General features: G+C 61.6%; 19 protein-coding genes. 13 read left to right on the top strand and 6 right to left on the bottom strand.

Annotated features, from left to right (window positions below; translation table 11 throughout):
* Positions 1-10: 10 nt before the first annotated feature.
* Positions 11-1,360 carry an aspartate aminotransferase family protein gene (locus ABFB52_RS04560; protein ID WP_011332325.1) on the bottom strand — a complete coding sequence of 450 codons (1,350 nt, stop codon included), beginning with the start codon at positions 1,358-1,360 and terminating at the stop codon, positions 11-13.
* 139 nt (positions 1,361-1,499) lie between these two features.
* On the opposite strand from ABFB52_RS04560, the gene ABFB52_RS04555 reads away from it, so the two are divergent.
* From ABFB52_RS04555 to ABFB52_RS04530, 6 genes are all read left to right on the top strand, one after another.
* Positions 1,500-2,420, top strand: a complete 921-nt coding sequence (locus tag ABFB52_RS04555) for a LysR family transcriptional regulator (protein ID WP_007958517.1) — start codon at positions 1,500-1,502, stop codon at positions 2,418-2,420.
* Between the two features lie 94 nt (positions 2,421-2,514).
* On the top strand, positions 2,515-3,165 hold the full coding sequence (locus ABFB52_RS04550; RefSeq protein WP_011332324.1) for a TetR/AcrR family transcriptional regulator: 651 nt from the start codon (positions 2,515-2,517) through the stop codon (positions 3,163-3,165).
* 8 nt (positions 3,166-3,173) lie between these two features.
* Positions 3,174-3,755 carry a YigZ family protein gene (locus ABFB52_RS04545; protein ID WP_129974075.1) on the top strand — a complete coding sequence of 194 codons (582 nt, stop codon included), beginning with the start codon at positions 3,174-3,176 and terminating at the stop codon, positions 3,753-3,755.
* 537 nt (positions 3,756-4,292) lie between these two features.
* Entirely contained in the window at positions 4,293-5,843 is a 1,551-nt protein-coding gene (locus ABFB52_RS04540) for an ABC transporter ATP-binding protein (protein ID WP_102718464.1), read from the top strand.
* A 12-nt stretch (positions 5,844-5,855) separates the two neighbouring features.
* Positions 5,856-6,962: an ABC transporter permease gene (locus ABFB52_RS04535; protein ID WP_102688497.1), complete on the top strand. Its 1,107-nt coding sequence runs from the start codon at positions 5,856-5,858 to the stop codon at positions 6,960-6,962.
* Entirely contained in the window at positions 6,962-7,888 is a 927-nt protein-coding gene (locus ABFB52_RS04530; protein WP_129974076.1) for an ABC transporter permease, read from the top strand. Before ABFB52_RS04535 ends, ABFB52_RS04530 begins: the two co-directional genes overlap by 1 nt.
* Here the strand turns inward: ABFB52_RS04530 and ABFB52_RS04525 are convergent.
* Positions 7,885-8,301, bottom strand: coding sequence for a hypothetical protein (locus tag ABFB52_RS04525; RefSeq protein ID WP_085748601.1), 417 nt, complete (start codon positions 8,299-8,301; stop codon positions 7,885-7,887). The two genes, ABFB52_RS04530 and ABFB52_RS04525, sit on opposite strands and share 4 nt — an antisense overlap.
* Before the next feature lie 83 nt (positions 8,302-8,384).
* Between ABFB52_RS04525 and ABFB52_RS04520 the strand changes: the two genes are divergently transcribed.
* The 3 genes from ABFB52_RS04520 (at position 8,385) to ABFB52_RS04510 (ending at position 11,000) form a co-directional block, all read left to right on the top strand.
* A complete protein-coding gene (locus ABFB52_RS04520) occupies positions 8,385-8,735 on the top strand; it encodes a MerR family transcriptional regulator (protein ID WP_011332318.1) in 351 nt (116 codons plus the stop codon).
* A gap of 36 nt (positions 8,736-8,771) precedes the next feature.
* Positions 8,772-9,458 (top strand): SDR family oxidoreductase, encoded by a 687-nt coding sequence (locus ABFB52_RS04515; RefSeq protein WP_129974082.1) that lies wholly within the window; start codon positions 8,772-8,774, stop codon positions 9,456-9,458.
* A gap of 183 nt (positions 9,459-9,641) precedes the next feature.
* Entirely contained in the window at positions 9,642-11,000 is a 1,359-nt protein-coding gene (locus tag ABFB52_RS04510; protein ID WP_129974077.1) for an 8-oxoguanine deaminase, read from the top strand.
* A gap of 45 nt (positions 11,001-11,045) precedes the next feature.
* On the opposite strand, the gene ABFB52_RS04505 is transcribed toward ABFB52_RS04510, so the two are convergent.
* Positions 11,046-12,137 carry a calcium:proton antiporter gene (locus ABFB52_RS04505; protein ID WP_102718466.1) on the bottom strand — a complete coding sequence of 364 codons (1,092 nt, stop codon included), beginning with the start codon at positions 12,135-12,137 and terminating at the stop codon, positions 11,046-11,048.
* A 287-nt stretch (positions 12,138-12,424) separates the two neighbouring features.
* On the opposite strand from ABFB52_RS04505, the gene ABFB52_RS04500 reads away from it, so the two are divergent.
* From ABFB52_RS04500 to ABFB52_RS04490, 3 genes are all read left to right on the top strand, one after another.
* Complete coding sequence (locus tag ABFB52_RS04500; protein WP_011332314.1) at positions 12,425-13,498, top strand: BMP family ABC transporter substrate-binding protein; 1,074 nt, start codon at positions 12,425-12,427, stop codon at positions 13,496-13,498.
* Positions 13,499-13,660: 162 nt separating this feature from the next.
* Positions 13,661-14,626: a 2-oxoglutarate and iron-dependent oxygenase domain-containing protein gene (locus tag ABFB52_RS04495; RefSeq protein ID WP_129974078.1), complete on the top strand. Its 966-nt coding sequence runs from the start codon at positions 13,661-13,663 to the stop codon at positions 14,624-14,626.
* An 80-nt stretch (positions 14,627-14,706) separates the two neighbouring features.
* Entirely contained in the window at positions 14,707-15,660 is a 954-nt protein-coding gene (locus ABFB52_RS04490; RefSeq protein WP_007958502.1) for an adenosine deaminase, read from the top strand.
* 49 nt (positions 15,661-15,709) lie between these two features.
* Here ABFB52_RS04490 and ABFB52_RS04485 read toward each other — a convergent pair whose 3' ends face one another.
* From ABFB52_RS04485 to ABFB52_RS04475, 3 genes are all read right to left on the bottom strand, one after another.
* Positions 15,710-17,089, bottom strand: a complete 1,380-nt coding sequence (locus tag ABFB52_RS04485) for an MFS transporter (protein WP_102688504.1) — start codon at positions 17,087-17,089, stop codon at positions 15,710-15,712.
* A gap of 126 nt (positions 17,090-17,215) precedes the next feature.
* Positions 17,216-17,950, bottom strand: a complete 735-nt coding sequence (locus ABFB52_RS04480) for a helix-turn-helix transcriptional regulator (protein ID WP_007958496.1) — start codon at positions 17,948-17,950, stop codon at positions 17,216-17,218.
* A gap of 305 nt (positions 17,951-18,255) precedes the next feature.
* On the bottom strand, positions 18,256-19,185 hold the full coding sequence (locus tag ABFB52_RS04475) for a LysR family transcriptional regulator (protein WP_007958495.1): 930 nt from the start codon (positions 19,183-19,185) through the stop codon (positions 18,256-18,258).
* Between the two features lie 117 nt (positions 19,186-19,302).
* Between ABFB52_RS04475 and ABFB52_RS04470 the strand changes: the two genes are divergently transcribed.
* The gene (locus ABFB52_RS04470; RefSeq protein WP_129974079.1) at positions 19,303-19,596 is read left to right on the top strand and encodes a putative quinol monooxygenase; all 294 of its coding nucleotides are present in this window, start codon (positions 19,303-19,305) and stop codon (positions 19,594-19,596) included.
* Positions 19,597-19,599 lie beyond the last annotated feature (3 nt).

Here is a 19,599-nt window from a genome sequence, read left to right as displayed (position 1 = left end):
GAAGGAAAAATCAGTCGAGCTTGTTCAGCACTTCGCCGACCGCGTCGAACAGACGATCAAGGTCCTGCGGCTTGCTGTTGAAGGTTGGGCCGAACTGCAGGGTGTCGCCACCGAAGCGCACGTAGAACCCGGCTTTCCACAACGCCATGCCGGCTTCGAATGGACGCACGATGGCGTCGCCGTCACGGCCCGCAATCTGGATCGCACCGGCCAGGCCGAAGTTGCGAATGTCGATGACGTTCTTCGCGCCTTTCAGACCATGCAGAGCATTTTCGAAATGCGGTGCGACTTCGGCCACGCTCTGTACCAGGTTTTCCTTTTGCAGCAGGTCGAGTGCCGCGAGACCTGCGGCGCAAGCCACCGGGTGCGCCGAGTAGGTGTAGCCGTGCGGGAATTCCACGGCGTATTCCGGGGTCGGCTGGTTCATGAAGGTCTGGTAGATCTCGGAGCTGGCAATCACCGCGCCCATCGGGATCGCGCCGTTGGTGACTTGCTTGGCGATGCACATCAGGTCCGGGGTCACGCCGAACGTGGTGGCGCCGAACATGGTGCCGGTACGGCCGAACCCGGTAATCACTTCGTCGAATACCAGCAGGATGTTGTGCTGGTCGCAGATTTCACGCAGACGCTTGAGGTAGCCCTGTGGCGGAACCAGCACGCCAGCGGAACCGGCCATCGGCTCAACGAACACCGCTGCGATGTTCGACGCATCGTGCAGTTCGATCAGCTTCAGCAGCTCATCGGCCAGGGCGATACCGCCCTGCTCCGGCATGCCACGGGAGAACGCATTGCTCGCCAGCAAAGTGTGCGGCAGGTGATCGACATCCATCATCGCCTGACCGAACAGCTTGCGGTTGCCGTTGACGCCGCCGAGGCTGGTGCCGGCGATGTTCACACCGTGGTAGCCACGGGCGCGGCCGATCATCTTGGTCTTGGTCGACTGGCCTTTGAGGCGCCAGTAAGCGCGGACCATTTTCACCGCGGTATCGGCGCATTCGGAACCGGAGTCAGTGAAGAACACGTGGTTCAGGTTACCCGGGGTCAGATCGGTGATTTTCTCCGCCAGCTGGAACGACAGCGGGTGGCCGTACTGGAAGCCCGGCGAGTAATCGAGGGTGCCCAACTGCTTGGCCACCGCTTCCTGGATTTCCTTGCGGGTATGCCCGGCGCCGCAGGTCCACAGACCGGACAGCGAGTCGTACACCTTGCGGCCCTTGTCGTCGATCAGCCAGCTGCCTTCCGCACCAACGATCAGACGCGGGTCGCGCTGGAAGTTGCGGTTGGCGGTGTACGGCATCCAGTGCGCGTCCAGCTTCAGTTGACTGGCCAGTGGCGACGGCGCGTTTTCAGGCATGTTCATCGGGCAAAACCTCGCAGGGCAATAAGCTTCAGAGAGATAGAAAGCGTTGTTGCAGCTAAATTGCCACGCGGATAAAGTCGGTGAAATTCAACTCTTCTAACCTTCAGTTAGAACTCTGCTAAACAATGAGAACATCAGCATGAGCAGCCGCCGCCCCGATCCACTGGCCCAGGTCAGTGACTTTGATATTCGCCTGCTGCGGATTTTTCGTAGCGTGGTGGAGTGCGGTGGCTTCTCGGCGGCGGAAACCGTACTCGGCATCGGTCGCTCGGCGATCAGTCAGCAGATGAGTGATCTGGAACAACGTCTCGGCCTGCGTCTGTGCCAACGCGGGCGCGCCGGTTTCTCCCTGACCGAAGAAGGTCGCGAGGTCTATCAGTCGGCGTTGCAGCTGTTGAGTGCACTGGAGAGCTTTCGCACCGAGGTCAACGGCCTGCATCAGCACCTGCGCGGCGAGTTGATCATCGGCCTGACCGACAACCTCGTCACCCTGCCCCACATGCGCATCACCCACGCGCTCGCGCAGTTGAAGGAGCGCGGGCCGGACGTGCAGATCCAGATCCGCATGATCGCTCCCAATGAAGTCGAGCAAGGCGTGCTCGATGGGCGCCTGCATGTCGGCGTGGTGCCGCAGGCCAGTGCGTTGTCGGGACTGGAATATCAGCCGCTGTACAGCGAACGCTCGCTGCTTTATTGCGCGGTCGGCCATCCGCTGTTTTACGTTGACGATAAACAGTTGGATGACGAGCGCCTCAACAGTCAGGACGCCATCGCCCCGACCTTCCGTTTGCCGGCAGAGATCCAGGCGCACTATCAGGCCCTCAATTGCACCGCCAGCGCTTCCGACCGCGAAGGCATGGCGTTCCTGATTCTGACCGGGCGTTACATCGGTTACCTGCCGGATCACTACGCCAGTCTCTGGGTACAACAAGGTCGCTTGCGCGCACTCAAGGCCAGCACCCGCTTCTATGATTTGAGCCTGGCTTCGGTCACCCGCAAGGGCCGCCGCCCTCATCTGGTACTGGAAAGCTTTCTCGAAAGCCTCGCAGCCACCCGCTGACGACCGGGTTTTATTCGCCCGGGGCTTGTCCCGCGCCGTTGGTTGCGCTATCAACGCAACTGGTTGCACCCCACAGACCAACCCGGAAGTGCCTATGACCTTTGAAGTCCCCGCTCACGGCGGCAAACCTGCCAGCCGCATTCGTCAGAAGAACGAAGAGACCATCATCAAAGCCGCCGAAGACGAGTTCGCCCGTCACGGGTACAAAGGCACGAGCATGAACACCATCGCCACCAAGGCCGGACTGCCCAAGGCGAATCTGCATTACTACTTCACCAACAAACTGGGACTGTACGTGGCGGTGCTGAGCAACATCCTTCAATTGTGGGACAGCACCTTCAACACCCTGACGGCCGAGGACGATCCGGCCGAAGCGTTGACCCGCTACATCCGCGCGAAAATGGAATTCTCCCGTCGCCAGCCGCAAGCATCGCGGATCTTTGCGATGGAAGTGATCAGCGGCGGCGAATGCCTGACCGAATATTTCAACCAGGATTACCGCGCCTGGTTCCAGGGCCGCGCCGGGGTGTTCCAGGCCTGGATCGACGCGGGCAAAATGGACCCGGTCGACCCGGTGCACCTGATCTTCCTGTTGTGGGGCAGCACCCAGCATTACGCCGACTTCGCCACCCAGATCTGCCGGGTGACCGGTCGCAGCAAGTTGACCAAACAGGACATGGAAGACGCCGGCAACAATCTGATCCGCATCATTCTCAAAGGCTGCGGCCTCACTTCTTCTATATAAGTCGTTTTATGCCATTCACCCTCAGCGGCTTTTGCGAATTCCGCGAAGAGATTCGCAAAAGCCGTTTCATCACTTTCGCCGCGCCGATCGGCAGCCCCGCTGAGGCGCAAGCCTTCATCGAGCAGCACAGCGACTTGAACGCTTCGCACAATTGCTGGGCGTGGAAACTCGGCGATCAGTACCGCAGCAACGACGACGGTGAACCCGGCGGCACTGCCGGGCGACCGATTCTCGCGGCCATCGAAGCGCAGGACTGCGGTCAGGTCGCGGTGCTGGTGATCCGTTGGTACGGCGGCATTCAACTGGGCACCGGCGGTCTGGCCCGGGCCTATGGCGGCGGCGCCAACAAATGCCTGCAGGCAGCGCCGAAGATCGAGTTGATCAGTCGCGTGCCCGTGCGTTGCGCCTGCGCCTTTGGCGAACTGGCGCTGGTGAAACTGCGGGTCGCGGATCTGGGCGAATTGGTGGTCGAGGAAAACTTCACCGCCAATGGTGTCGAGCTGCAACTGGCCGTGGGTGAAGCGCACATCGAGCAGTTGCAGAATCAGTTGGCCGATCTGAGCCGTGGGCGAATCCTGCTGCAGCGTTGAAGCCCCGCCATTTTTTAGGGCACAAGCCGATTTGCTTATACCCGAGACTTGCCCACATCCGCTGTGCACCCGGCTGTGGATAACCTGAGCACAGGAGGCTGTAACCCTTCTGTCACGTGGCTTTGCGGGATTTGCTCACTTTTCGTCCAATCGCCCATCACAACGAACAATTTCACGTAAAAACAATCGCTTAGCGTTGTTTATCGCTTTTAGAAGAAAGCCCGGCAGTGCTTATGCCCGCGATTTTGTCTTGCGCACAAATACTGTGGAGCAACCTGTGGATAAGCCGTTCATGGCTGGCGCAGTCGCAGGTTCTGCATGGCTTTGGCGAGGTTGTTCGTTTTTTGATCAGCCCGGTGCGGGCAAAACTGGAGCCTGATCAAAGGCTTTGCCCTCAAGTGGTGCCGCGCAAGACGTCGAATTCATTTCACAGGCTCTACGCCACAGGCTGGCAAATAGCAGTCGCCTGCGTTCCTGACTCAATGGCCAGGAAATTGCTTTATCCACAGGCACAACTCCAAGCGACCCGAGCCTGTCATGCCAAACCCCACGTCCACACCGCGCCTGCAACTGCGCCACATCAGCAAACGTTATCCCGGTTGCCTCGCCAATGACGCCATCGACCTGAGCATCGCCCCCGGTGAAATCCACGCGCTGCTCGGTGAAAACGGTGCAGGCAAAAGCACGTTGATGAAGATCATCTACGGCGTCACCCAGGCCGATTCGGGCGAGATGCTGTGGCAGGGTCAACCGGTGAGCATGCGCAATCCGGCCCAGGCGCGGCAGTTGGGCATCGGCATGGTGTTCCAGCACTTCTCGCTGTTCGAGACTTTGAGCGTGGCGCAAAACATTGCATTGGCGATGGGTGCAGCGGCCGGTTCGCCGAAACAGCTTGAGGCGAAAATCCGTGAAGTGTCGCGCCGATATGGCATGGCGCTGGAACCCCAGCGACTTGTCCACAGCCTGTCGATCGGCGAGCGGCAACGAGTCGAGATCGTTCGTTGCCTGATGCAGGACATTCGCCTGCTGATTCTCGATGAGCCGACCTCGGTGCTCACGCCGCAGGAAGCCGACGAGTTGTTCATCACCCTGCGCCGGCTCGCGGCCGAGGGCTGCAGCATTCTTTTCATCAGCCACAAACTCGGCGAGGTGCGCGCCTTGTGCCACAGCGCCACGGTATTGCGTGGTGGCCGAGTGGCCGGGCATTGCGTACCGGCCGACTGCACTGATCGGCAACTGGCGCAATTGATGGTGGGAGAAGCCGCGACATTGATCGGCGAGTTCACGAAGGTCACCGGTGGCGTGGCGTTCTTGCAGGTCAGTGGATTGAACTGGCACAACCCGGATCCGTTCGGCTGCTCCCTGAGCGACATCGATCTGCAGGTGCGCAGCGGTGAAATCGTCGGCATCGCCGGCGTGGCGGGCAACGGTCAGGACGAGTTACTCGCCTTGCTCAGCGGCGAACAAACGTTGCCCCGCGAATCAGCGGCAACCATCCGTTTCCGAGAACACCCCGTCGCCGATCGGCGCCCGGATGCGCGACGCAAACTCGGCCTGGCGTTCGTCCCCGCCGAACGCCTCGGGCATGGCGCGGTGCCGGACATGAGCCTGGCGGACAACGCCCTGCTCACCGCTTTTCAACAAGGCCTGGTCAGCCACGGCTTGATAGAGCGCGGCAAGGTCGAAACCCTCGCCCGAACGATCATCCAGCGCTTCGGCGTGAAAACCCCGGACACCCAGACCGCCGCCCGCAGCCTGTCCGGCGGCAACCTGCAGAAATTCATCCTCGGCCGGGAAATCCTCCAGCAACCGAAACTGCTGATCGCCGCGCACCCGACCTGGGGCGTGGATGTCGGCGCGGCGGCCACCATCCACCGCGCGCTGATTGCCCTGCGCGATGCCGGGGCGGCGATTCTGGTGATCTCCGAAGACCTCGACGAACTGTTCCAGATCAGCGACCGCCTCGGCGCGCTGTGCGGCGGGCGCCTGTCAGCGTTGCAGGACACGGCGCTGACCCGCCTCAGCGACGTCGGCGGCTGGATGGCCGGCCAGTTCGACACCCCTCAATCACAACCGGCCACGGTTTAACGGAGTTTTCCCATGTTGCTTTCCCTCGAACCCCGTGGCCGGCAGTCGCGCCTGATGCTGTGGTGCTCGCCGGTGCTGGCGGCGGCGCTGACGCTGGTCTGCGGATCTTTGCTGTTCGTCGCCCTTGGCCATGATCCGCTGAAGACTTTGCACACCTTGTTGATCGCCCCGATCAGTGACCTGTACGGCGTCTCCGAGCTGCTGGTCAAAACCCTGCCGATTCTGTTGTGTGCGTTGGGCCTCGCAGTGGCCTATCAGGCGCGGATCTGGAACATCGGCGCCGAAGGCCAATTGCTGCTCGGCGCCCTCGCCGGCAGTGCGCTGGCGGTGAACATCATCGATGTGCAAAGCCGTTGGGCGCTGGTGCTGATCCTGCTGACTGGCACGTTCGCCGGCGCCGCGTGGGCCGGGCTCACCGCCTGGTTGCGCACGCGCTTCAACGCCAACGAAATCCTCACCAGCATCATGCTCAATTACATCGCGCTGAACCTGTTGCTGTTCTGCGTACACGGGCCGCTGAAGGATCCGGCCGGATTCAACTTTCCCGAGTCGGCGATGTTCAGCGACGCCAGCCGCCTGCCGCTGTTGATGGAAGACGGGCGGGCACATATCGGCGTGTATTTCGCCTTGCTCGCGCTGGTCGCGGTGTGGGTGTTGCTGCAGAAAAGCTTTGTCGGTTTCCAGATCAAGGTGCTAGGGCTGGACAAGCGTGCGGCAGGGTTTGTCGGGTTTCGCGAAAAGCGGCTGATCTGGCTCGCCCTGCTGATCAGTGGTGGATTGGCCGGGCTCGCCGGTGTCTGCGAAGTCACCGGGCCGATCGGCCAACTGGTGCCGCAGGTCTCGCCGGGCTACGGCTATGCGGCGATCACCGTGGCGTTCCTCGGGCGGCTCAATCCGATCGGCATTCTGTTTTCCAGCCTGTTGATGGCATTGCTGTACATCGGTGGCGAGAGCGCACAGATGACGCTGAACCTGCCGCAGGCGATCACCCAGTTGTTCCAGGGAATGATGCTGTTTTTCCTGCTGGCCTGTGACGTGCTGATCCTCTATCGGCCACGTCTTAATCTGCGCTGGGTGCGGCGCACTTCTACCACCGCCGTAACCGCCGGAGCGCTGTGATGGATATCGATCTGCTGAGCAATATTTTCTATGCCATGGTGCGCTGCGGTACGCCACTGCTGTTGGTGGCGCTGGGTGAATTGATCTGCGAGAAGAGCGGCGTACTCAACCTTGGCCAGGAAGGCATGATGCTGTTTGGCGCGGTGATTGGTTTCATCGTCGCGTTCAACAGCGGCAACCTTTGGTTGGGCGTTGTGTTGGCGATGCTCGCCGGGATGCTGTTGTCGTCGCTGTTTGCGCTGGTGGCGCTGGTGTTCAACGCCAATCAGGTGGCAACCGGGCTGGCGCTGACGATTTTTGGCGTGGGCCTGTCGACCTTTGTCGGAGCGGCGTGGGTTGGTAAACCGCTGGCGGGATTCGAGCCGCTGGCGATTCCCTACCTGAGCGAAATCCCGCTGATCGGTCGGATGCTGTTTGCCCAGGATCTGCTGGTGTACCTGTCGTTCGCGCTGTTCGCGCTGGTGGCGTGGGTGATCGTGAAAAGCCGTGTCGGGCTGATCATTCAAGCGGTCGGCGAGAACCCGGATGCGGCCAGTGCCATGGGTTTGCCGGTGCTGACCGTGCGCACACTGGCGGTATTGTTCGGCGGGGCGATGGCCGGACTGGCCGGCGCTTATCTGTCGCTGGCGTACACGCCGATGTGGGCCGAGAACATGACCGCCGGACGCGGCTGGATCGCCCTGGCGCTGGTGGTGTTCGCCAGTTGGCGGGTGTGGCGACTATTGCTCGGGGCGTATCTGTTCGGACTCGCCAGCATCCTGCACCTGGTGGCGCAGGGGTTGGGGCTGGCGATTCCTTCGAGTCTGCTGGCGATGTTGCCGTACGTCGCGACGATTCTGGTGCTGGTGTTGTTGTCGCGGGATGCGCTGCGTACGCGGTTGTATGCGCCGGTGTCACTGGGGCAGCCGTGGCAGGCCGGGCGCTAAGCCGTTACGGCTCGCGACAGCGGCCGAACCGGCAACGCCTGAGCAATGCCCCACGCCACTTCGAGAACCAGGAAACCCACCACCAACGAGCTGGCGCCGTGGGCCACGGCATACGTCATCCACCCGGCGAAGAGAAATCGCGTCACCGCGTCATAGCGCCCATAAACCGGCTGCGGATCACGAATCCGCAGCACCGCCCACATGCACACCACCGAACCGAACAAATTGGCTATCAACAGATGTGCAGGTTCGAACGGCGGCAGCTCGCCGGGCAGCTCCAGCGCCTGACTGAGCGCCGTCAGCAACCCATGCAACACAGCAAAACTCCACGGCGTGACAAACGCCGCCGTCACGATCAAGTCATACCAGGCGCTGCCGCGCACCACCTGCCGATACTGCGTTGAAGTCCACATCATCCTTGCTCCGAAAATTCAGGGAGCAACTACGGTAAAGCCTGGAGTATGCTCCAGGGTCAAACACTTTCGAGACCTGCAAGATGCGCATCGGTGAGTTGGCCCAGGCCTGCGATGTCAGCCGTGACACGCTGCGTTTTTACGAGGAGCGCGGATTGATCGCGGCGCAACGCAGCGCCAACGGTTATCGCGACTATCCGCCGGAGATGGTGCAATTGGTGCTCTATATCAAAACGGCGCAACGTCTGGGCTTTACCCTTGGCGAGATTGGCAACAGCGTTGGCGCGTTGTGGCACTCGCCAAACCCCGACACCACCGTCACGCAACTGCTGCAAGACAAACTCAAGCTGGTCGAAACCCGCATGGCCGAGCTCGGTGAGTTGCGCCAGGAATTGCAACATCGGCTCGGTCAACGTTGTCCATTGAACCCATGATCTTTCAACCTTCTAGGAAAGCCAATCATGTCCGCACTGAATCCTGCCAAGCACGCACTGATCATCGGCGCCTCCCGGGGCCTGGGCCTGGGTCTGGTGAAAACCCTGCTGGCCGACGGCTGGCAAGTCACCGCCACGGTTCGCAACCCTTCCAACGCCGAGGCTGTCAAAGCACTGGGTAACGTACAGATCGAAAAACTCGACATGGACGACCAGCAAGCGGTAATCGCCCTGAGCCAGAAGCTCAAGGGCGAGACCTTTGACCTGCTGTTCGTCAACGCCGGAGTCAAAGGCCCTGACGTGCAAACTCCGGGCGGCGCGACGCTGGCGGAAGTCGGTCAGTTGTTCTTCACCAACGCGGTGGCACCGATCAATCTGGCCCAGCGCTTTGTCGGGCAGATCCGCGACGGCAGCGGCGTGCTGGCGTTCATGAGTTCGGTGCTCGGCAGTGTGACCATGCCCGACGCGCCGGAACTGGCGCTGTACAAGGCCAGCAAGGCGGCGCTGAACTCGATGACCAACAGCTTCGTCACGCAGTTGGGCGAGCAGAAACTCACTGTGCTGTCGCTGCATCCGGGCTGGGTGAAAACCGACATGGGCGGCGAAGGTGCCGACATCGACGTGGAGACCAGCACCCGTGGCCTGGTGGATCAGGTGGACGCGTTTGCCGGCAAGGGCGGCCACCACTTCGTGAACTACAAGGGTGAAACCATTCCCTGGTAATCACTGAACCCTGTGGGCGCTCGCTCCCACAGGGTTATCCCGGTGTCTGGTCGGGTCGGGCTTGCCCGTCGCAACATTTTGTTCGAAACTCCGCACCTCGTCCTTCGCGGCGACCCTGGATCAGCAGACAGGGCAACACTGAGCTGGCAACCCTGAACCCCACTTTCAGAGGAGCCGGCCACAATGCCTGCGACCCGTACCTGGTTAAAAAATCCCCTCGCCATTTTCACGGCCAACGGTCTCGATGCCCGTGGCGGTCTGGTGCTGCAAGACGGTGTGATCACCGAAGTGCTCGGCGCCGGCCAGCAACCTTCCGCCCCATGCAATGAAGTGTTCGACGCCCGTGAACACGTGATCCTGCCGGGCCTGATCAACACCCATCATCACTTCTATCAGACCCTGACCCGCGCCTGGGCGCCGGTGGTCAATCAGCCGTTGTTCCCGTGGCTGAAAACCCTCTACCCGGTGTGGGCGCGCCTGACGCCTGAAAAACTCGCCCTCGCCACCAAAGTCGCGCTGGCCGAGTTGCTGTTGTCGGGTTGCACCACCGCCGCCGACCACCATTACCTGTTCCCGGATGGTCTGGAAAACGCCATCGACGTGCAAGTCGAAACCGTGCGCGAACTGGGCATGCGCGCGATGCTCACCCGCGGTTCGATGAGCCTCGGCGAGAAGGACGGCGGCCTGCCTCCGCAGCAGACCGTGCAGGAAGGCCAGGTGATTCTCGACGACAGCCAGCGCCTGATTCACGAGTACCACGAACGTGGCGACGGCGCGCAAATCCAGATCGCTCTGGCGCCGTGTTCGCCGTTCTCGGTGACCCCGGAAATCATGTCCGCCAGCGCCGAACTGGCGAACAAGCTTGATGTGCGTCTGCACACCCACCTCGCCGAAACCCTCGACGAAGAAGACTTCTGCCTGCAACGCTTCGGCCTGCGCACCGTGGATTATCTGGACAGCGTCGGCTGGCTCGGCCCGCGCACCTGGCTGGCCCACGGCATCCATTTCAACCCCGACGAGATTGCCCGCCTCGGCGCGGCCGGCACCGGTATCTGCCATTGCCCGAGCTCGAACATGCGTCTGGCGTCCGGCATCTGCCCGAGTATCGATCTGACCGATGCCGGCGCGTTGTTCGGTATCGGTGTGGATGGCTCGGCGTCCAACGATGCCTCGAACATGATCCTCGAAGCGCGTCAGGCTCTGTACATCCAGCGCCTGCGCTATGGCGCCGAAAAGATCACTCCGGAACGTGTGCTGGGCTGGGCGACCAAGGGTTCGGCGAGCCTGTTGGGCCGTACCGATATCGGTGAACTGGCGGTGGGCAAGCAGGCGGATCTGGCGTTGTTCAAACTGGATGAACTGCGCTTCTCCGGCAGCCATGACCCGATTTCGGCGTTGCTGTTGTGCGGTGCGGACCGAGCGGATCGCGTGATGGTCGGCGGCAAGTGGCGTGTGGTTGACGGGCAGGTTGAAGGGCTGGATCTCAAAGGCCTGATTGCCGATCACAGCCAAGCGGCTCGGCAGTTGATTGCCGGCACCTGATCTCCCCCCTCTGATCGTTCCCACGCTCCGCGTGGGAACGATCAATCACAACCCCAGCAGCGACAACATGATGAACGTCGCAAACAGCACAAAGTGCGTCATGCCCTCAATCGCATTGGTCTCGCCGTCATTGAGGTTGATCGCGCTGACGATCAGCGTGATAAAGATCATCACCGTCTGCACCGGCGTCATCGCCATCTGAAACGGCTGCCCCGTGTAGAGCGCCATCGCCTCCATCACCGGCACCGTCAGGATCACCGTCGACAACGAAGCGCCCATCGCAATGTTGACCACCGACTGCATGCGGTTGGCCAACGCCGCGCGTAACGCAGTCAGAATCTCCGGCGCCGCGGAAATCGCCGCCACCAGAATCGCCGTGATGACCGGCGGTGCGCCCGTCCCTTCCAGACCCAGATCGAGAGTCTTGGACATCACCTCGGCCAGTGCGCCGATCACCACCACACCGAACACCAGAATGCCGATCGACAGCGCCAGGCTGACCGGTTTCGGCTCTTGTTCCACGGGCTCTTTCTTGCGACGTTTGTCCGGGTAGCTGTAGCTGAAAAAGTAGCTGTGCGGCCCGACCTGCATGCGCAGGAACAACGCATAAAGCAGCACCATCGCGCCGATGGTGAAGGCCGAATAGATTTTCCAGTTGGCCTCGGGGATGAACTCCGGCACCACCATCGACACGCCCATGGCGGTGAGGATCATCACGCTGTAGCTGCGGGCCGAGTCATCGTTGTAGGACTGCTCACCATGCTTGATCCCGCCCATCAGCGCGGCGAGGCCGAGGATGCCGTTGATGTCGAGCATCACCGCCGAATAGATCGTGTCGCGCACCAGGGTCGGCGAGGCTTCGTTGCTCATCATGATCGCCAGGATCACCACTTCCACCAGCACGGCGGCGAGGGTCAGGATCATCGTGCCGTAAGGATCGCCGACTTTTTCCGCGAGCAGTTCGGCCTGATGGGCGACGCGCATCGAGGCGGCGACGATGAACGCGATCAGCACCAGCCCGGCCGTCAGCGCGACGATCTGGCCGCTGTGCAGCAGCCAGTGCTCCAGCGGATACGCAACACAGGTGGCAATGACGGCCAACAGCAGAAAGCTTTCTTGCTTGAGGATGGTGAACATGACGGGCCTTTTTGCCGAAGAGTGCGAATGAGCTACTGACTGCGGGGCGGCGCTAACGTTTCGTTACACCTTAGCGCACCAGTGGATGGCGTCCTTGTACGGACATGCACTTTTTTCGGCCCGGCCGGCCTCATCGCGAGCAGGCTCGCTCCCACTGATCAACGTGTTGCCACATGGGAGCGAGCTTGCTCGCGAAGGCCCCGCCGCGATTTCGACTCGATTTGTTGTCCGCTTGGTCAGTCTTTTGCATTGCCCTCCCCACACACAACAAAAGGGAGTTCGCGTTCATGCAAAAACGTCCACTGCAAACACTGCTGTGCATCGCCATGGGCCTTGGCCTCAGCCTGAGCGCCAGTGCCGCCGATCCACTGAAAGTCGGTTTCGTCTACATCGGCCCCATCGGCGACCACGGCTGGACGTATCAGCATGAACAGGGGCGCAAGGCGCTGGCGGAAAAACTCGGCACGCAGATCACCACCAACTACGTGGAAAACGTCGCCGAAGGCGCCGATGCCGAGCGGGTGATCCGCAACATGGCCAAGGACAATTACGACCTGATCTTCACCACCTCTTTCGGCTACATGAACCCAACGGTGAAAGTCGCCAAACAGTTTCCCAAGGTGACCTTCGAACACGCCACCGGCTACAAGCAGGACAAGAACCTCGGCACCTATCTCGCGCGCACCTACGAGGGCCGTTACGTCGGTGGCTTCCTCGCGGCGAAGATGACCAAGACCAAAAAGATCGGTTACGTCGCCTCGTTCCCGATCCCCGAAGTGATCCGCGACATCAACGCCATCCAGCTGGCCTTGAACAAGTACAACCCCGGCACCGAGATCAAAGTGGTATGGGTCAACTCGTGGTTCGATCCCGGCAAAGAGGCCGATGCCGCCAACGCGCTGATCGATCAGGGCGTGGACGTGGTGTTCCAGCACACCGACAGCCCGGCGCCGATCCAGGCCGCCGAGCGACGCGGTGTGTATGCCGTGGGCTACGCTTCGGACATGGCGCACTTCGGGCCGAAAGCGGTGCTGACCTCGATCGTCAACGACTGGGCGCCGCACTACATTCAGGCGACCCAGAGCGTGATCGACCACAACTGGAAATCCCAGGACTACTGGGGCGGTTTGAAGGAGGGCACGGTCGAACTGCCGATCAGCGATCTGGTGCCGGCACCGGTGAAGGCCGAAGCCGAGCAGATCATCGCCGACATCAAGAGCGGCGCCCTGCAACCGTTCACCGGGCCGATCAAGGATCAGGCCGGCGTCGAGAAAATCCCGGCGGGGGTCAGCGCCACCAACGCCGAACTGGCGTCGATGAACTACTACGTCGAAGGCATGAAGGCCGAGATGCCGAAGTAAATTCCAACATCTACCCTGTGATCGTTCCCACGCTCCGCGTGGGAATGCAGCCCGGGACGCTCCGCGTCCCTGCCGAAAGCGGACGCGGAGCGTCCATTGAGGCATTCCCACGCGGACGGTTCGACGCCTCGACGTGGGAACGATCATTAAAGAGCATTCGAAATGAACCAACTTCCGATCATCGACATCTCGCCGCTCTACTCCGACGACCAGAACGCCTGGCCCGCCGTCGCCGAACAGATCGACCACGCCTGCCGCGAATGGGGCTTTTTCTACATCAAGGGCCACCCGATTTCTGCGCAGCGCATCGAATCCCTGCTCGCTCACGCCCGGCGCTTCTTTGCATTGCCGACCGCGGAAAAGCTCAAGATCGACATCACCCGGACCGTCCATCATCGCGGCTACGGCGCCATCGCTACCGAACAACTCGACCCGGACAAACCCAGCGACCTCAAGGAAACCTTCGACATGGGCTTGCACCTGCCGGCCGATCATCCCGAGGTGCTGGCGGAAAAACCGTTGCGAGGCCCCAACCGTCATCCGGCGATTCCCGGTTGGGAAACACTGATGGAGCAGCATTACCTCGACATGCAGGCACTCGCGCAAACCCTGTTGCGGGCCATGACGTTAGCGCTGGGCATCGAGCGCGACTTCTTCGACACACGCTTCAACGAGCCGGTCAGCGTGCTGCGGATGATCCATTACCCGCCGCGCCACACCGCCAGTTCCGCCGAACAGCAAGGTGCCGGCGCGCACACCGATTACGGCTGCATCACGTTGTTGTATCAGGATGCCGCCGGCGGCTTGCAGGTGAAAAACGTCAAAGGCCAGTGGATCGACGCACCGCCCATCGACGGCACGTTCGTGGTCAACCTTGGCGACATGATGGCGCGCTGGAGCAACGACCGTTATCGCTCGACCCCGCACCGGGTGATCAGCCCGCTCGGCGTGGATCGCTACTCGATGCCGTTCTTCGCAGAACCGCACCCTGACACGCGTATCGAGTGCCTGCCCGGTTGCCAGGACGCACAGCATCCGGCGAAATATCCGACCACCACCTGCGCCGAATTCCTGCTGTCGCGCTTCGCCGATACCTACGCCTATCGCCGGGACCAAGAAGCGGTGTGATGGATCGGTTGGTCAGGTTTTGCCAATTGTTTCGGCGGGCATCTGTAGAATGCCGTCATTGCACCTGATGAGAAAAGAATATGTACGACTGGCTCAACGCCCTGCCCAAGGCCGAACTGCACCTGCACCTCGAAGGCTCGCTGGAGCCCGAACTGCTGTTCGCCCTGGCCGAACGCAACAAGATCGCCCTGCCGTGGAGCGATGTCGAAACCCTGCGCAAGGCTTACGCCTTCAACAATCTGCAGGAATTCCTCGACCTGTATTACCAGGGCGCCGATGTGCTGCGCACCTCCCAGGATTTCTACGACCTGACCTGGGCCTACCTGCTGCGCTGCAAAGAACAGAACGTGATCCACACCGAACCGTTCTTCGATCCGCAGACCCACACCGACCGTGGCATCCCGTTCGAAGTGGTGCTCAACGGCATCGCCGCCGCGCTGAAAGACGGCGAGCAGCAACTGGGCATCACCAGCGGTTTGATCCTGAGTTTCCTGCGTCACCTGAGCGAAGACGAAGCGCAGAAAACCCTCGACCAGGCGTTGCCGTTCCGTGATGCATTTGTCGCCGTAGGTCTGGACAGTTCCGAAATGGGTCACCCGCCGAGCAAGTTCCAGCGCGTGTTCGATCGTGCCCGTCACGAAGGTTTCCTGACCGTCGCCCACGCTGGCGAAGAAGGTCCGCCGGAGTACATTTGGGAAGCCATCGACCTGCTGAAAATCCAGCGTATCGACCATGGCGTGCGCGCCATCGAAGACGAGCGCCTGATGCAGCGGATCATCGACGAGCAGATCCCGCTGACCGTATGCCCGCTGTCGAACACCAAGCTCTGCGTGTTCGATCACATGTCGCAGCACAACATCCTCGACATGCTCGAGCGTGGCGTGAAGGTCACGGTGAACTCCGATGACCCGGCGTACTTCGGCGGTTACGTGACCGAGAACTTCCACGCGCTGCACACTCACCTGGGCATGACCCAGGATCAGGCCAAGCGCCTGGCGCAGAACAGCCTGGATGCGCGGTTGGTAAAACCGTAACAGTACAAAGCCGTTCGAACACGCCCGTGTTCGAACGGCTTTTCAGGTCTCAGCGCACAACTGCTTCAGTCAGCTCTTCCAACGTCTTGCCCCGGGTCTCCATCCCGAACAGCCACACCACTCCCGCCGCAATCGCAAAGCACAGCGCCCCCAGCGCAAACACCCCGCCCTGCCCGGTAATCGGAAACACCAGCCCGGTGACCAACGGCCCGAGCAACGACCCCACGCGCCCGATGGCCGAGGCGAACCCCGAGCCCGTCGCCCGCGCCGAGGTCGGATACAGTTCCGGCGTGTAGGTGTAGAGCACCGCCCACATGCCGAACAGGAAAAACTGCATCAACAGGCCCGTGCCGATCAGCAGCGCCACGTTGCCGCCAAACACCGCGCTTTGTCCGTACAGAAACGCCATCACCCCGCCGCCGAGCAACGTGACGATGCACACCGGCTTGCGTCCCCAACGTTCCACCAGCCAGGCCGCCATCAGGAAGCCGGGAATCCCGCCGAGGGAAATCAGCACCGTGTAATACACCGACTGCGTCACGGCGAAACCCGACTGTTGCAACAACGCACTGAGCCAGGACGTCAGACCGTAAAAGCCGAGCAACGCAAAGAACCACAGGCTCCAGATCATCGTCGTGCGCTGGCGATACAGCGGTGACCAGATCTGTTTGAGTGCCGAAAGGAAATGGCCCGGCGGGGACACGCTGCGTGGCAGACGAACCGGCTCCGGCAATGCAGCACCACCGAGTGAGGCCTGTACCCGCGCCTCGATCCCGCGCAACACTTTGTCCGCCGCGTCATGCTTGCCGGCCTGTTCCAGCCAGCGCGGCGACTCGGGAATGAAAAAGCGGATCGCCAGCACGAACACTGCCGGCACCGCCAGCACCAGAAAGATGTCGCGCCAGCCAATCAACGGCAGCAGGAAATACGACAGCACGCCCGCCGCGACGAAACCCAGCGGCCAGAAACCGTCCATCAAGGCGATGTAACGACCCCGACGCTGTGCAGGAATCAACTCCGACAACATCGACTGGGCAATCGGAAACTCCATACCCATGCCGATTCCCAGCAGGATGCGAAACAGCGTCAGGCTCTCGACCGTCTGCGCCGTGGAACACAGGTAACTGGCCAGTCCCCACAAGACGATGCTCCACTGGAACACCGGTTTGCGGCCGAACCGATCCGCCAGCAATCCGGACAGCGACGCCCCCAGCACCATGCCGAAAAAACTCGAACTGGCCAGCAGGCCAGCCTGCGCACTGCTCAGGCCGAACTCGGCTTTGATCGAGCCGAGCAGGAAGGTCATCATCGCCAGATCCATGGAGTCGAAAAAAAACGCCAGGGCGATGATGATGAAGATGATCCGGTGATAACCGCTGACTGGCAGGCGCTCCAGTCGATCTGCCGCGCTGAAGTTTCCCGTGTCCATGCCACCTCCTCAATCCGAAAAGTCCCCGGATCGAGTGTGCGCGATAGCGGTTGCGCGCCTGTGCCAGATGCGACGTGTTCGCAGCCGTTGGCGACGTTCAGTTGCTGTTCCGTGGAAGAAAGCGCTCTACAACGCCATTTCCAGCTCGGTTTCACAGGCAAACCGGTGAATTTCCCGCTGGCCCGCCGCCGTCAGTTGCAAGGCTCTGGAATCGTTGGGCAGCACCAGCCAGCCCGACTGCATGAACAGCTGCAGCAACGCCGCGCCCAGCGAGCCCCCCATGTGCGGGCGACGCTCGCTCCAGTCCGGGCAGGCGCACGCCACCTGAGCGTTGCGGTGGGCCAGCGCCTGGATGTACACCCCGCGCCCGGCCAGTTGTGTCGAGCCTTTGTGCGTGACCACCACTCTATGTTCAAGCTGCTCGATCCAGCCGGCGTCGAGCAGGCGCTGGTACAGGTCGGCGGCCAGCGTTCCACCCAGATGGTCGTCGCAAAACCGCGCGCGAAGCAGTGACGAAGGCGCCGCCTGGGGTCTGACGACCGGCGAGGCACGCTTGAATACGTCGGGGATTTCTCGTGGAGCGCTGGCCAACGTGGCGCTGGCCAGCGCTTCGATGGCCGCGCCGATTTCGGGAGCCGCCAGGCGGAAGAAGCGTTTGCGACCGCGCGCCTCGACCTTCAACAGACCGCCAGCGGACAAGCGCCCCAGATGCGCACTGGCCGATGACGGCGATAGCCCCGCCAGCAACGCCAGCTCCTCGGTCTGCCGCGCCGAGCCATCCATGAGCGCCCACATCATTGCGCTGCGTTTGGGATCGGCCAGCAACGTGGCGATCTGGCTGATGCAAGGTGCATGTTCCATCTATTCACTCCCTGTTGAATCGTATCGTCTACAGCTCATAGACATCTTGACCAGTAATCAGTCGTCGGCCAAGGCGCGCAAAATACCTTGAGCCCAAGCGAGGCAGCGCGCCGCAGCAAGGAAACCGCAGCACTGTCGCGACCCTCGTCCCTACCCGGCCGGTTGCGGTCTGATCGTTCTCGCATCGGCCTTTTGGTGCGGGCATCAGGCGGCCGCTAGTATAAGCGGGTTGCTCGCGCCGTCCTGCGCCGGAGCGGCCGTGGTTGGTGATTGTTCCTGAGAGAAATTTCGCTATTTACCTGCGACTAATGGTCAGACTTCTGGAAAACGGGAAAACGGCTACTCAATTCGGCGCAACGGCTGGCGAGCATCTCCCTCAGAAGGTTCACCGGCTTACTCAATTGTGCGCGATGGGCGCACAGCAGATTCAGCGGAGCGCGTTCGCAGAGCAGCTCCGGCAACAGCACTTTCAGCCGTCCCGCCAGCACATCACCGGCCACATCGAGCCACGACTTGTAAGCGATGCCGGCTCCCGCCACAGCCCAAAGGCGCACCACATCGGCGTCGTCACTGAAGCGGTCGCCACTGACGGTCAGGCCGACCTCGCGCTTGCCGTCGTGGAAACTCCAATGGTCGTGCACCCGGCCTCCGAGCATATAAAGCAGGCAGTTGTGCTGTGCGAGCTGTTCCAGATGCAGCGGTTCGCCGTGCCGGGCCAGGTAGGCCGGTGATGCACACAGCACCCGTCGGTTGTGCGGGGCAATCGGCAACGCCACCAGACTGGAATCCTCCGGCTCGCCGTAGCGCAAGGCGATGTCCACCGGCTGGCGAAACAGGTCGGCGATGCGGTCACCCAGCAGCAGGCGCACCGTCAGTTTCGGGTGTTCGCGCTGAAAATCATCGAGCCACGGCAACAGCAAGTTGCGCCCGAAATCCGAGGGCGCCGACAGCTGCAGAATTCCGCTGACCTGATCCTGCCCGCTGGCCAGCAGGCGGCGACCCTCATCAAGGTTGCTCAGCGCCGCCCGGGCGTATTCGAGAAACCCTTCACCTTCAGCCGTCAGCCGCAAACTGCGAGTGGAGCGTGCCAACAGCCGTGCGCCCAGTTGTTGCTCGATCCGCTTGAGCGCGGCACTGGCCACGGCGGCGGACATGTCCATTACCCGCGCCGCCGCCGACAGGCTGCCCAGATCCGCCGCCCGGACAAACAACTGCAAGTCATCGAAACGCAGCATCGTCAGCCCCGATTATCAAAAAAATATTGAAAGAGACTGCTCTTTTAGCCGGTTTTATCTCCGGCAGAAATAGCCAATCATGCCATCCATCGAATTCATCCCGTCCCGGAGTCGAACATGTCCCAGCCTTTCACCGCCATCGCCACCCTGATTGCCCGACCTGGCCAGCAGAACGCCCTCGAACATCACCTGCGTGCCCTGATCGAACCGACCCGCGCCGAAGCCGGTTGCGGTCAATACGAACTGCACCAGGATCTGGCCAACCCGCTGGCCTTCTACATGATCGAGCAGTGGGCCAGCGACGAAGCCCTGCAAGCCCATGATGCCAGCGCCCATATCCAGCATTTCCGCAGCAAGGCCGAGGCGTTCCTCGAACACTTCGAACTCAAGCGCCTGCGCGTCATCGCCTGAAAC

This window comes from Pseudomonas sp. 9.2(2024), from assembly GCF_039695385.1.
GTDB lineage: Bacteria > Pseudomonadota > Gammaproteobacteria > Pseudomonadales > Pseudomonadaceae > Aquipseudomonas > Aquipseudomonas paraglycinae.
This window is presented reverse-complemented; position numbering and strand designations above follow the sequence as displayed.